The organism is Cypionkella sp. (assembly GCF_030652235.1).
GTDB lineage: Bacteria > Pseudomonadota > Alphaproteobacteria > Rhodobacterales > Rhodobacteraceae > Cypionkella.
In genome coordinates this window covers 40,678-54,202 of the sequence record NZ_JAUSBA010000010.1, presented here as the reverse complement: position 1 = coordinate 54,202, position 13,525 = coordinate 40,678, and the positions used below count along the sequence as shown (strand labels likewise).

14 protein-coding genes are annotated in these 13,525 nt (G+C 59.6%); 11 read left to right on the top strand and 3 right to left on the bottom strand.

Going from position 1 to position 13,525, the window contains the following annotated elements; translation table 11 throughout:
* The first annotated feature begins 1 nt into the window (after position 1).
* From Q7V03_RS02315 to Q7V03_RS02265, 11 genes are all read left to right on the top strand, one after another.
* The gene (locus tag Q7V03_RS02315) at positions 2 to 811 is read left to right on the top strand and encodes an ATP-binding cassette domain-containing protein (RefSeq protein ID WP_304923997.1); all 810 of its coding nucleotides are present in this window, start codon (positions 2 to 4) and stop codon (positions 809 to 811) included.
* The gene (locus tag Q7V03_RS02310; RefSeq protein ID WP_304923996.1) at positions 808 to 2,037 is read left to right on the top strand and encodes a sugar ABC transporter permease; all 1,230 of its coding nucleotides are present in this window, start codon (positions 808 to 810) and stop codon (positions 2,035 to 2,037) included. Before Q7V03_RS02315 ends, Q7V03_RS02310 begins: the two co-directional genes overlap by 4 nt.
* Before the next feature lie 15 nt (positions 2,038 to 2,052).
* Positions 2,053 to 2,781 (top strand): SDR family oxidoreductase, encoded by a 729-nt coding sequence (locus Q7V03_RS02305; protein WP_304923995.1) that lies wholly within the window; start codon positions 2,053 to 2,055, stop codon positions 2,779 to 2,781.
* Between the two features lies 1 nt (position 2,782).
* Complete coding sequence (locus Q7V03_RS02300) at positions 2,783 to 4,387, top strand: FGGY-family carbohydrate kinase (protein ID WP_304923994.1); 1,605 nt, start codon at positions 2,783 to 2,785, stop codon at positions 4,385 to 4,387.
* A gap of 259 nt (positions 4,388 to 4,646) precedes the next feature.
* Entirely contained in the window at positions 4,647 to 5,261 is a 615-nt protein-coding gene (locus Q7V03_RS02295; RefSeq protein ID WP_304923993.1) for a ribonuclease D, read from the top strand.
* Complete coding sequence (locus Q7V03_RS02290; RefSeq protein ID WP_304923992.1) at positions 5,242 to 6,219, top strand: SIS domain-containing protein; 978 nt, start codon at positions 5,242 to 5,244, stop codon at positions 6,217 to 6,219. The genes Q7V03_RS02295 and Q7V03_RS02290 overlap by 20 nt, the downstream gene beginning before the upstream one ends.
* A complete protein-coding gene (locus Q7V03_RS02285; RefSeq protein WP_304923991.1) occupies positions 6,219 to 6,821 on the top strand; it encodes a hypothetical protein in 603 nt (200 codons plus the stop codon). The genes Q7V03_RS02290 and Q7V03_RS02285 overlap by 1 nt, the downstream gene beginning before the upstream one ends.
* A 12-nt stretch (positions 6,822 to 6,833) precedes the next feature.
* Positions 6,834 to 7,322 carry an LptA/OstA family protein gene (locus Q7V03_RS02280; RefSeq protein WP_304923990.1) on the top strand — a complete coding sequence of 163 codons (489 nt, stop codon included), beginning with the start codon at positions 6,834 to 6,836 and terminating at the stop codon, positions 7,320 to 7,322.
* Positions 7,322 to 8,074, top strand: coding sequence for an LPS export ABC transporter ATP-binding protein (gene lptB, locus Q7V03_RS02275; RefSeq protein ID WP_304923989.1), 753 nt, complete (start codon positions 7,322 to 7,324; stop codon positions 8,072 to 8,074). The genes Q7V03_RS02280 and lptB overlap by 1 nt, the downstream gene beginning before the upstream one ends.
* A 224-nt stretch (positions 8,075 to 8,298) precedes the next feature.
* Positions 8,299 to 8,874, top strand: a complete 576-nt coding sequence (gene hpf / locus Q7V03_RS02270; protein ID WP_304923988.1) for a ribosome hibernation-promoting factor, HPF/YfiA family — start codon at positions 8,299 to 8,301, stop codon at positions 8,872 to 8,874.
* A 36-nt stretch (positions 8,875 to 8,910) separates the two neighbouring features.
* Positions 8,911 to 9,378 carry a PTS sugar transporter subunit IIA gene (locus Q7V03_RS02265; protein ID WP_054006688.1) on the top strand — a complete coding sequence of 156 codons (468 nt, stop codon included), beginning with the start codon at positions 8,911 to 8,913 and terminating at the stop codon, positions 9,376 to 9,378.
* Here Q7V03_RS02265 and Q7V03_RS02260 read toward each other — a convergent pair.
* From Q7V03_RS02260 to Q7V03_RS02250, 3 genes are read right to left on the bottom strand one after another with little or no spacing between them, the layout of a single operon-like run.
* Positions 9,375 to 10,781, bottom strand: coding sequence for a nodulation protein NodH (locus Q7V03_RS02260; protein WP_304923987.1), 1,407 nt, complete (start codon positions 10,779 to 10,781; stop codon positions 9,375 to 9,377). The two genes, Q7V03_RS02265 and Q7V03_RS02260, sit on opposite strands and share 4 nt — an antisense overlap.
* 1 nt (position 10,782) lies before the next feature.
* A complete protein-coding gene (locus Q7V03_RS02255; RefSeq protein ID WP_304923986.1) occupies positions 10,783 to 12,480 on the bottom strand; it encodes a beta-1,6-N-acetylglucosaminyltransferase in 1,698 nt (565 codons plus the stop codon).
* The gene (locus Q7V03_RS02250) at positions 12,477 to 13,466 is read right to left on the bottom strand and encodes a glycosyltransferase family 2 protein (protein ID WP_370651064.1); all 990 of its coding nucleotides are present in this window, start codon (positions 13,464 to 13,466) and stop codon (positions 12,477 to 12,479) included. The genes Q7V03_RS02255 and Q7V03_RS02250 overlap by 4 nt, the downstream gene beginning before the upstream one ends.
* Between the last annotated feature and the right edge of the window lie 59 nt (positions 13,467 to 13,525).

Here is a 13,525-nt window from a genome sequence, read left to right as displayed (position 1 = left end):
CATGTCGGACCGATCCCAGACCCGCAAAGCCCCCGGAGAGCTGCTGCTTTCCTTGCGCGGCATTTCCAAGAATTTCGGCGCGGTGTCGGCGCTGACGGATATTGATCTTGATGTCCATGCAGGCGAAGTCGTGGCCTTGGTCGGCGACAATGGCGCCGGCAAATCGACGCTGGTCAAGGTGCTGGCCGGGGTGCATCAGGCCTCGTCGGGCAGCATCGAGTTTCAGGGCAAACCCGTGACGATGGCCAGCCCTGCGGCGGCGTTACAGTTGGGGATTGCCACGGTGTTTCAGGATTTGGCCTTGTGCGAAAATCTGGATGTGGTGGCGAATATCTTTCTGGGTCAAGAATTGAACCCGTTGCGACTGGATGAAGTCGCGATGGAGGTGCGGGCCTGGACACTGTTAAATGAACTCGCCGCCCGCATCCCTTCGGTGCGCGAACCGATTGCTTCGCTTTCGGGCGGGCAGCGACAGACGGTGGCCATTGCGCGGTCGCTGTTGCTGAACCCCAAGATCATCATGCTGGATGAACCCACCGCCGCCTTGGGCGTGGCGCAGACCGCCGAGGTTCTGAACCTTGTGGAACGCGTCCGCGACAAGGGCCTTGGCGTCATTATGATCAGCCACAATATGGAAGACGTGCGCGCTGTGGCCGACCGTATCGTTGTGCTGCGCTTGGGGCGCAACAATGGTGTGTTCACGCCGGATGCCAGCAATCAAGACCTTGTGGGGGCCATCACAGGGGCCACCGATAACGCCGTCTCGCGCCGGGCTGACCGTCTGCGCGAAGCCGCAGGAGAGCCGCTATGAACCCACAACTAGACCGTGCCGACGCGCGCGTGACCCATGCAACCGGGCTTTCCGGCAGCGTGAAAGCCTTCATGGATCGGGTAAAATCCGGCGATCTGGGGTCTTTGCCCGTGGTCGTGGGGTTGGCGATCATCTGGACGGTGTTCACCGCCCTAAACCCGATTTTCCTGTCGCCGAACAACCTTGTGAACCTGCTGTTTGATTGCTCCACCACCGGAGTGATCGCCTTGGGCATCGTCTGCGTGCTGATGCTGGGCGAGATTGATCTGTCGGTGGGCTCGATGAGCGGGGTGGGTTCTGCGCTGATCGGGGTGCTTTGGGTCAATCAGGGCGTGCCTTTGCCCGTGGCGATTGGCACTGCTGTGGCCTTGGGTGCGCTGATCGGCGCGGTTTATGCCACCCTGCGCAATCGCCTAGGGATGCCGAGTTTCGTCTCTACCCTGTCGGGGCTTTTGGCCCTGCTGGGCTTGCAGTTGTACATGCTGGGCGCAACCGGGTCGATCAACCTGCCGTATGGCTCGAAAATGGTTGAGTTCGGTCAGCTTTTGATCCTGCCCGCTTGGCTGTCTTATACTTTGGCGCTGATACCGGGGATTGTGATGCTGGTGGTGGGGCGGTCGACCAATGCGCGCCGTAGGGCGGCCAATCTGTCGGCGGGGTCGTCAACGGGGCTTTTTATCAAAGCCGTGCTGACCACCATCGCTTTGCTGGCGATCGTTGCCTACCTGTCGCTTGGCCGGGGTGTGCCGTGGATGTTTGCACTGTTCGTGGCGCTGGTTCTGGCGATGAATTACGCGCTGACCCGCACGCAATGGGGGCGCTCGATGAAAGCTGTCGGCGGCAATGCCGAAGCGGCACGCCGGGCGGGCATCAATGTGCGCGGCATCTATATCAGCGCGTTTATGCTGTGTTCGGCGCTGGCCGCGCTGGGTGGTGTTCTGTCGGCGGCACGTCTGGCCTCGTCCAGCCAGCAGGCCGGGACGGGCGACGTCAACCTGAACGCGATTGCTGCGGCAGTGATCGGCGGCACCAGCCTGTTCGGTGGCCGTGGCACCGCGTTCTCGGCGCTGCTGGGCATCATCGTGATCCAGTCGATTGCCAACGGGCTGACCCTGCTGAACCTGTCCTCAAGCCTGCGCTACATGATCACCGGGGCGGTTCTGGCCATCGCCGTGATCGTCGACAGCCTTGCCCGCCAAAGCCGCGCCTCGCATGGCCGGGCTTAATCCAAGGATATGATGATGTCGCAAGAATTGAACGGAAAAGTCGCCGCTGTCACCGGGGCGGCCTCGGGGATCGGGCTGGAATGTGCGCGGTCTATGCTGAAGGCCGGGGCGCGGGTGGTGCTGATCGACCGCGCCGAAGACAAGCTGGCGGCGTTGTGTGCCGAGCTTGGGGCCGACGCCATCCCCTTGGTGATTGACCTCGCCAACCCGGCCAGCGTGGCGACGATGATGCCGCAGATTTTGGCGAAGGCGGGCAGCCTCGATATTTTCCACGCCAATGCAGGGGCTTACGTTGGCGGTGACGTCGTCACGGGCGATCCAGATGTATGGGATCGGATGCTGAACCTGAACATCAACGCCTCGTTCCGCGCCGTGCAAGCCGTGTTGCCGCATATGGTGGAACGCCAGACGGGTGACATTATCATGACCAGTTCCATCGCGGGGATCGTGCCTGTGGTGTGGGAGCCGATCTACACCGCGTCGAAATTCGCGGTGCAGGCGTTTGTGCATACCGTGCGCCGTCAGGTCGCCAAACATGGCATCCGGGTGGGCGCGGTTTGTCCCGGCCCGGTGGTGACGGCTTTGCTGGATGATTGGCCAAAGGCGAAGATGGACGAGGCGCTTGCCAATGGCAGCCTGATGATGCCGAAAGAAGTCGCCGATGCGGTCTTGTTCATGTTGACGCGTCCGCGCAATGTGACGATCCGGGATCTGGTGATCCTGCCCAACTCGGTGGACCTGTAGCATGTATCTGATCGGCATTGACGTAGGCACGGGCAGCGCGCGCGCCGGGGTATTCGACGCAAAAGGTGCGATGCTTGCCTCGGCCAAAGCCGATGTGACGATGTGGCAAGAGGCCGGGTCGATTGTCGAGCAATCCTCGGATCAGGTCTGGGAAGCGGTGTGCCAATCAGTGAAGGATGCGATGCAGGCGGCGGGGATTGATCCTGCGGAGGTGGCGGGTGTCGGCTTTGATGCCACCTGTTCGCTGGTGGTTTTGGGCGCGGGCGGCGTGCCGCTGGCGGTCGGGCCATCTGAAGACCCGAGCCGCAATATCATCGTCTGGATGGATCACCGCGCGGTGCCGCAAGCCGAGCGGATCAATGCAGCTGGGCATGATGTGCTAAAATATGTCGGCGGCGTGATTTCGCCGGAAATGGAGACGCCAAAGCTGTTATGGCTGCGCGAAAACCGCCCGGAAATCTTTGATGCGGGCCATGATTTCTTTGATCTGGCAGATTTCCTGACGTGGAAAGCCAGCGGCAGCCGCGCGCGTTCGACCTGCACCGTCACTTGCAAATGGACCTACCTCGCGCATGAAAAACGCTGGGATGCGAGTTACTTTCAGCAGATCGGACTGGGCGTTCTGGCCGATGAGGGCTTTGCGCGTATCGGAACTGAGATGGTGGAACCCGGCACCGCGCTGGCGCAAGGGCTAACCGTCCAAGCCGCCAATGACCTTGGACTGCGCCCAGGAACTCCGGTCGGCGCTGGCCTGATTGATGCCCACGCAGGCGGTGTCGGCACAGTGGGCGCGATGGGCGCGGATGCAACCGAAAATATGGCTTATGTCTTTGGCACCTCGTCCTGCACGATGACCACCACGGCAGAGCCGCAATTCGTCCCCGGCGTTTGGGGGCCGTATTTCTCGGCGATGGTGCCGGGGATGTGGTTGAACGAAGGCGGCCAATCCGCAGCCGGGGCCGCGATTGACCACTTGCTGAAGCTGCACCCCGCCCATGCCGACGCGAAAACTGCGGCCAAGGCTGCGGGCCTGCCGCTGGCGGTGTGGCTGGCCAATCAGGCGGCGGAGGCCTCGGCCACGCTGTCGGATGCGGTTGATCTGGCCGGAGGCGTGCATGTGGTGCCAGAGTTCTTGGGCAACCGCGCACCGTTTGCTGATCCGCACGCCCGTGCATTGATTGCGGGCTTGGGGATGGCAGAAGATCTCGCCAGCCTCGTGCAGCTCTATGTCGCCGGTCTGTGCGGCATCGGCTATGGGCTGCGGCAGATCATCGATACCCAAACCGCGCATGGTGCGCCGATTAAGCGGGTGATGATCAGTGGCGGCGCGGGGCAGCATGATCTGGTACGCCAACTGCTGGCTGATAGCACCGGGGTGACGGTTGTAGCGACCGAGGCGGAGGAGCCCGTGCTGCTGGGTTCGGCGATCTTGGCGGCGGTGGCCGGCGGGCTGCAAGGCTCGATACCGCAGGCGATGGTGGCGATGTCGAGGCCAAAGCAAAGCTTTCCGCCCAGCACGGGGCAGCACATTGCCGTACATAACAGTCGGTATGAAGCGTTCAAGGCGTTGCAAACTGCGGCGCGTCTGGCGCGCAACACCGCCTGAAGCAGCGGTCCCAACACGGGACCATATTTTATTGTTTTATATCAGCTTGTTAACGTGTTGGCGTTAGGGATTAGTTAAGATCTGGCGCTTTGGGCGCCCTTGGCCAATTAGCCCCGAAAAACGGGCTTCTGCGAACCACCGCAGGCGCAGATCCCGCGCTTTCGGCGCTTTAACTCAATCCATGCGGGGCTGGTTGAGTTTGCGGGGGTTTGCGCCTATCACCATGGCATCCTACGATATTGTAAAAAAGGCGTCATCCTTGGCCATTCATCTTTACCAAAACGACCTGCCCGCTGGGCTGAAACTTGGCCGGGTTGTGGCCATTGATACCGAAACCATGGGGCTGAACCCGATGCGGGATCGGCTGTGTCTGGTGCAGCTGTCGTCGGGGGATGGCAATGCGCATCTGGTGCAGATCGCCAAGGGGCAGAAATCGGCCCCGAACCTTGAGGCGTTGTTGACTGACCCGGACGTGATCAAGCTGTTCCACTTTGGCCGCTTTGACGTGGCCGCGATGAAACAGGCGTTTGGGGTGACGACCGCGCCAGTGTGGTGCACCAAAATCGCGGCGAAGTTGATCCGCACGTTCACCGATCGGCATGGGCTGAAATACCTGCTGAACGAGTTGGTGGGGGTGGATGTGTCCAAGCAACAGCAGACCTCGGATTGGGGTTCGCTCATGCTGACGGACGCGCAAAAGGAATATGCAGCGTCGGACGTTTTGTATCTGCACAAGCTGATGAAGGCGCTGGAGGCTATCTTGATCCGCGAAGACAGGCTTGATCTGGCGCAACGGTGTTTCGATTTCCTGCCCACCCGCGCCGAGTTGGATCTTTTGGGATGGGACGAGCCGAATGACCTTTTCCACCACTGATCTGCACCCCACAGATCTTCTGGCCGCCGGGCAACGGGTGATCCGGCGCGAGGCCGAGGCTTTGCTGATCTTGGCCGATCATCTGGGGCCAAGCTTCGCGCAAGCAGCAGACCTGATCATGGCGGCGACCGGCCGTGTGATCGTTTCGGGGATGGGGAAATCGGGGCATGTCGCGCGCAAGATCGCGGCAACTTTGGCCAGCACCGGCACGCCCGCGCATTTCGTGCATCCGGGCGAAGCCAGCCATGGTGATCTGGGGATGCTGACCAAGGGCGATGTGTCACTGGTGCTGTCGAACTCGGGCGAGACGGTGGAACTGGCGGATATCATTGCCCACACGCGGCGGTTCGGAATTCCGTTGATTGCTGTCGCGTCGCGGGCGGATAGCACGCTGGTGCGGCAATCGGATGTGGCGATCTTATTGCCCGATGCGCCGGAAGCCTGTGAGACGGGGATTGTGCCGACCACCTCGACCACGATGATGCTCGCTTTGGGCGATGCTTTGGCGATTGCTCTGATGAAACACCGCGCCTTTACGCCCGAGCATTTCCGGCTGTTTCATCCCGGCGGCAAGCTGGGGGCAAAGCTGCTGAAAGTCCGCGATCTGATGCATGTCGACCTGCCGCTGATCGAGACCAACAGCCCGATGACCGAGGCGTTGCTGGTGATCAGCCAGATGGGCTTTGGCGTGGTGGGGGTGACCGAGGCGGGTGCACTGGTGGGGATCATCACCGATGGCGATTTACGCCGTCATATGGACCGGCTGTTGAGCCTGACGGCGGGGGCAGTGATGACCCGTGCCCCTGCCACGGTGGCGCCGGATGCTTTGGCCGAAGCGGCAATGCTCGTGATGAACGAGCGCAAGATCACCTGCCTGTTCGCGGTTGATCCTGCGGCACCGGGGCAAGCGCTTGGCATCGTGCATATCCATGATTGTTTGCGCGCAGGGGTGATCTGATGGCGATTCCGCGCCGGGATATGTGGCACTCGCGGCTCGTGTCGGTGCTGAAGGTGCTGCTGCCACTGATCGCGCTGGTGCTGCTGTCGACGCTGTTTTTATTCTCGCGCAAGATCAATCCTGAAGATGCGATCCCCTATGCGACGGTCGATGTGGAGGACCGCTTGCGCGATCCGAAGATGACGGATGCGGGGTTTGCCGGCATGACCTCGGACGGGGCGGCGCTGAGCATTCAGGCGGGCGAGGCGAAACCGACGGCAGAGGGCGGTGCGTTAAAGCTGGTGCAGGGGCTGTTGCAAACGCCTGACGGCGCGAAAACCGAACTCGCCTCGGCTGCGGTGACGTTGGATTCTGCGCAAAAGATGATCGAATTGACCGATGGGGCTGAATTGCGCGCCTCGAATGGCTATGTGGTGCAGGCGCAGGGTTTTGGCGTTTCGACCGCCGACACCCGCGTCGAAAGCCGTGGCCCGATCAGCGCAGTTGGTCCCGGCGGGCAGTTGACGGCGGATCATATGGTGCTTTCCCAGCGGGCTGCGGCGGGGCCGTATCTTCTGGTTTTCAATGGCAAGGTGCGGCTGCTATACCAGCCGGGTAGATGACAGGATTTTGCAATGCTTCGTAATATCGCTTGTTCCGCCGCGCTGGTTTTAAGCCTTGCGCAATCTGCTTTGGCCGAGGGGGCACAGGTGGCTTTTGGTGGGCTGAAAGGTGACACCACCGCACAGGTCGAAATGAACGCCGATACGCTGACCGTGAGCCAAGCCGATGGTACGGCGGTGTTTTCTGGCAATGTTGTGGTGTCCCAGGGCGCGATGAAGATGTCGGCCAATGAGGTGCGTGTCGCTTACGGCGCTGACAAGACCAGCATTGAGACATTGTATGCCTCGGGCAAGGTGTTGCTGGTCAACGCCTCTGATGCGGCGCAGGCCGATAACGCGGTCTATACCATTGCCTCGGGTGAGGTTGTGATGACCGGCAACGTGTTGCTGACCCAAGGCCAAGCCGCGATGTCGGCGGGCAAGCTGGTGATTGATCTGAAAACTGGCTTGGGCCGCATGGAAGGCCGGGTGAAAACCACCTTCGTGCCGGGGAAGAAGTGATGCTTGATTTGACGGTTACTGACGGCGATGCAGGCCTGTCGATCCGCCATATCCGCAAAAGCTACAAGCGCCGTCCGGTGATCCGCGATGTGTCGCTGCATCTGAACCGCGGTGAAGTGGTGGCGCTGCTGGGGCCGAACGGCTGCGGCAAGACCACGATGTTTTACACCATCGCCGGTTTGGTGACGCCGGAAAGCGGGCAGGTGATGATCGACGGGCGGGATGTCACCAGCCTGCCGATGTATCGCCGCGCGCAACTGGGCATTGGCTATCTGCCGCAAGAAGTCTCGATCTTTCGCGGGCTGTCGGTGGAAGACAACATCCTCGCCGTGCTGGAGATCCGCGAGCGGGATCACCACAAGCGCCGCGAACGGCTGGAAGAACTGCTGTCCGAGTTTTCCATCACCCACCTGCGCCGTGCACCCGCGCTGGCCTTGTCGGGGGGTGAGCGTCGCCGAGTCGAAATCGCCCGCTGTCTGGCGGCTGATCCGAAATATCTGCTGCTGGATGAACCCTTCGCCGGGGTTGATCCGATTGCGGTCGGTGAAATCCGTCATCTTGTGCATGATCTGAAATCGCGTGGCATCGGCGTGCTGATCACCGACCATAACGTGCGCGAAACCCTGGAAATCGTCGACCGCGCCTATATTCTGCACGATGGCGTGGTGCTGAAAACCGGCACCACCGATGAAATCGTCAAGGATGAAATGGTGCGCCGGGTCTATCTGGGCGAGAATTTCCGCATCATTTAGCGCAAGTTTAACAATGGCGTGACAGCCCTGTTGACAAGTGCCCCCCTGCATCCCCAAATGATAACGATGCGAGCCCATTGCGCCTTGCCCAATCAGACGGAAGCGGCCCCTAAAAGGCCCCGCGACTTGTGGCGATTGGCCTCGTTAACTTACTGTAAATCAAAGAGTGTCAACCCTTCCGTGTGCTGCGGAAGTCTATGACCCTATGCGCTAAAGGAGGCATTATGCGCTACCAGATCAGCGGAAAACAAATCGACATCGGCGAGGCTTTGCAGACTCATGTAAAGTCTGAACTGGGCGAGGTTGTTGAGAAATACGCCCAACGCCCAACCGAGGCTGTCATCGTTTTTTCCAAGTCGGCGCATGAGTTCGTCTGCGAATCGGTGATCCATCTTTCAACCGGGCTGAACGCCCAGGCCAAGGGTCACGCAACCGAGATTTACGCGGCGTTTGAATCCTGCCGCGAGAAAATGGACAAGCAGTTGCGGCGCTATAAACGGCGGATTCGCAACCATCATCACAGCCGTCCGGTGCCGGTTGAATTCGGCGAAGGCTCGTCATATATCCTCGCTCCAACCGAAGAGCCGGAAGATGACGACAACGGGGTTCCACAGCCGATTATCATTGCCGAGATGGAAGCCAAAATTCCGTCGATCACCGTGGGTGAGGCCGTGATGCAGTTGGAACTGACAAGTCAGAAGTTTCTGGTGTTTCGCAATGAAGGACATGCGGGCGTGAACGTCGTATACCGTCGCGATGATGGCAATATCGGCTGGATTGACCCGCGCAACACCAGATAACGTAAGCCGAATGGCTGCGGAAGGACGAGACGCCGGATGGACCTGTCTAAACTGCTGATACCGGGAGCCGTCCGGGTGCTTGGCCAACTGACCAGTAAAAAACGCCTCTTCCAAGAGCTGGGAGAGGTGACTTTTCAAGCCTATGGCCTGTCATCGGCGATTGTCGTTGATGGCCTGCAGGAACGCGAAAGTCTGGGGCCAACCGGGGTGGGCAATGGTATCGCGCTGCCGCACGCGCGGCTTGAAGAGATCGAGAAAATTTTTGGCGTTTTTATTCGGCTGGAAAAACCGCTGGATTACGAAAGCGTGGATCGTCAGCCGGTCGATCTGGTGTTCGGCCTGTTCGCGCCGAAGGATTCCGGGGTCGAGCATCTGAAAGCGCTGGCGCAGGTGTCGCGCACGATGCGCGATCCGGGGATTTGCGCCAAGTTGCGGGCGAACACCGATCCGGACAAGCTGTATGCGATTCTGACCGAAGCGCGGACGCCGCAGGTTGCCGCCTAGGCCCAGTTTCTAAAGCCAAAACCTTCGTAATCGCGCCAATAGGCTTCGCGTGCGGCGGCTTCCAGATCGGGGCCGTATAGCTCTGCCAGCGGGTAGGGATGTTTATCGGCCGCTGCGGGCAGCGGTTTGGCATCCAGACCCAGATCGGCGCAGAGATGGGCCAGACCTTCGTTCAATTTGTCTTCACGGATCAACAGGTCAGGGCTTTGCACCTGCGCAAAACCTTGGATCAGCGCGCCCTGCGAGGCGATTTGCGGCATCACCCACAATTCGGTGCGGCCCGCCAGAACGTGCTTGATCAATTCGAGGAACACCAAAAATCCGGCGCGGAAATCTTCAGGGGTCTCAAAGGGCTTGCCCTTGGGCGGCAGCTGAAATTTATGTACGCGCTTCAGATACGGCCGCAGTTCGGGCATCCATTCCTTGGCGGTGAAATCGCACCAAGCGGTATAGGCGCGGGCAAGCGGATGGCGCAGCACCGTAAAACTGCGCTGGCCGGGATGCGTCGCTTTCCATTTGCGCAAAGACTGGCGATCAAAGGCGGGCAGCAGCGGCCCGTAACTTTGCAGCCACTTCTTCAGCTGCGCATCGGGTCCGCATTTGATCGGCATGAACAACAGATCGGCTTGTTCGGACGCGATATACTGCGCGACAGCAGCCAGACGGCGCGGTTCAAAATTCGGCACATGGCTTTGGTTGAACCAATCCACGGTTGCCAAGCCCTGCTGCATTTCCAGTGGGTTGGAAACTTTCGCCGCGATCGCTTCGGGGTTTTGCTTTTTGAAACGGAAGTCGAGTGCTGCGATCCGGGCGGGGATGCCGAGGAAACTGGCAAGGCCGTTCAGCACGTCTAACTCACGAATGTCTTCATAATCAATGTAATAGGCGGTCTGCCCCGTGGTTTGCAGGGCATGCACCAGCTTGCCTTGGAACTGTTGCAACTGACCGATCCGGGTGGTGAACTCATCCAGATCAAAACGCGGGCGCACGGTTTTCAGATGTTTGGTGTTCGCCATCCACCACTGATCGCTTTCCTTGGCGATCTTCCAGCTGATAAAACTTTCCAGCTGATTGCGGGTCAGGATGATCTTGGCGCAGGCGCGGTCGGCGATCACCAGATCAAACACCCGTGGATCGTGATCGGAGAAATAGCGAAACCCCGCCAGCCCCTTGGTCTGCGCCCGCATCGCGCGCAGAAATCCTGCCGGGTCAGCGCTGCGCCCGGCAATGTCGATGCCGAACATCTCTTGTTTGCCTGCGCCGCCGATGAAGAACGGGTTAAACGCCTCACCATGGCAGGATACACCGTCGATAGTGTTCAGATTGGCCTCAAGAAAATTCGATCCGGTGCGCATTTCGGCGAAGATCACGAAAGACGTAAAAGCGGTAATAAGGTCGGACAAGTCACTTCACCAAATAGGGGCGGCCACGCCGCGAGGTCGAGGGGCGCGGATCGTCGCCGGTCGGAAAATCGCCCATCAGCACCGGCTGCATGCCCTGATTGCGCAGGTTTTGCAGGAATTGGCCGAAGCCCGTCAGATCAGCCAGACGCGGCGCTTCGGTCAGACGGCGCATCGCGCGCGGGCTGATTTCATCGACGATGGTTTGCAAAGGCTCCATCGGGTTTTCGACAAATTCCGCCAAGGACCAAGTGCGCACACGGGCTTTGACCCAAGGCTTGCGCAGTTCATTCAGAAACTCAGCCTCAATCTTTTGCAGCCGGGCGGCCTCTTTGCGGATTTCGCCGAAATTGCTGTTGGAGTGGAACAGTGGGATCGCCCAAGCCCCTGAAATTACAGATATTTGCGCGTTGGGATCACCTGCGATGAAATTGGTCAGCACTTGGCTGTCATCCGGGCCGAACTGAAAGCACTGCCGCTCGCCGCGGGTGTTCCAGATCAGGTTGGTCAGAAACGAGGTCGGGTTATAGTCGCGAATGGCAGCGGAATCGCAGACCGCCCCGTTGTAGATCTTTTCACCGCCAGCAAATTCAATCCGGTCTGCAGCGAACAGATGGCCATGCACGCGGGTTCCTGTGGCCTTGCCAAGCCAGATTTCAAAGTTGTCGAACAGATCGGCAAAGCCTTCAAACACCGAATAGGGCGCGGCGGTGCGGCCATTTTCCCAGTCTTCATTGGGGTGTCGGGATTGCATGTACAGGCCGGGGCGGCCCTTGGTGCGGCGCTCCACCGCTTTGGCAAACAGGCGGTCAATCTTGCCGGGATTCGGCTCTGCCGCCGCTTGACCGCCGGGATCACCCGACAGAAAGGTTTTATAAAGCCGCCCGGCATGGGGCCAGATTTTGCGGGCGACAAAGCAATCGGACCTGCGCAGCAGTTGCAGATGGTCATCGTAGAAAATGTGCGGTTTGCCCTGAAAATCGAACTTAGACAGCGTCAGCGAGCGGCTTTCGACATGCGCCGAGACCTGCCGCACCAAGGTTTGGAAATAGCTTTCATCCGGGATCCAGACGCGGCGGAAGTAGCGGTCAATTTCATCCCGTTCGGGGTTTTCCAAGATCGCAGACAGCGTTTGGCGCGTTAAGCACCACCACTGGCTGCCCAAATGCGGCACAATGCCAGCAGGGATGCGGCGGCGAAAGCCAAGCCGACGTTGCAGGCGGACATAGCCGTCAAACAGCCGCCGCTTCTTGCGCCAACTGAAAGGGAAGCGCAGGGTGAAGCGTTCAACATCAAGCCCGCCGATGGTCCAGCCGACATCTTCGGTGGTGACGGATTCGATGAAATCGGTGCGCGGACGGTCGGCGAGATAAGCCACCATTTCCTCAACCGGGCGCAAAGGCAGGCAGGAGCCTGAGGCCAGATAGACATGCCGCACCTGCGGGAAATCGCGCAACATGATGGTGCTGGCTTCTTGGGTGGCGGCGACGATGCCCCAAGTGCCCCATTCGCAGGCATGACGGCCAGAGAAGCGGATATTATCAAGGTCGATCAAAGCTTTAATCAGACCGTCATAAGCCTTGCGCTTCACCCGCCGATCCACATGGATCACCACCGGGCAACCGCGCACCGCCCAATGCCGCGCCACCTGTGCTGCGCGATCAAACGCCGAGTGGCACAGCATAACGATGCCAACACTCATGCCCAGTTGCCCTTCGACATCAGGCCCAGAATTTCAAGCTGCCGCCAGTTGATGTATTTCTCGCTCCACTTGCACCAAAGATCGGGTTGCGTGCTGATGCCCGCGCGGTAAGCGCGGTATTCGTGGCTGTTGGCGTAATGCTGGCGACGTTCCATCTCTTCCTCGGCCTTATGGGCAAAGGTATCGAGAAACTTGGCATGCAGCAGGCAACCCGAGGCTTTTTCACCGCCCCATTCGTCATAGACTTGATTGAGCCCGCGCGGCAGCAGCATGTGGGTCGAGGATACGTAGGCGTAATCGCGATCCCATTTCACCAGCGGGATTTTGTTCAGCGCTGGCGCGCGTTCGGGCAAATCTTGGAAGAACATCCGCAGGCGCGGGCCGCCCTGAATCCACAGATTGCCGAATTTCTTGTTGCGGTGGATGATGTAATTGCCAGAGTCGAAATAGGGCGCAACCTCAAACGGGTCTTGGCCCTCGGCATAGGGGGCGGCGTCAAACGGGCCTTTGGGATACATATCCAACAGCATCGCCGAGAAGGATTTGATCGACGAGGCATCCAGCCAATCGGTCAAAGCGCGCAAAGGCCGGGTGTCGCAGAACGGATAGACGAAGAATTCATCCGGATCAACGATCAGCGCCCAATGGCCGTGGGCATATTTGTTTTGCAGATAGTTCAGCCAATCGACGCCGAAACGGGCGCGTTTGTAGCTGTGCTGAGTGGTCCACAGCGAGACATCCGGTTGCGCTTGCAGGTATTCGCGGCTGCCGTCGTCGCTGTCATTATCCACGATAATGAAATGATTGACGCCAAGGTTGCGGTAGTAGCGCAGGAAATACGGCAGCCTAATGCGCTCATTGCGCAGGGTGGAAAATAGCAAGATATGATCCGGTGCGATCAAATTGGTACGATCCACAACGCCGCGCAACTCCCGCCGCTTGCGAAAAGCGCGGATACGCCAGCGCTTACGCGCCAGCCGCAGCATATATTTTGAGAATACACCCACCCTATACTTCCAGTTTCCCCGCCACCGTCGCTAACGGG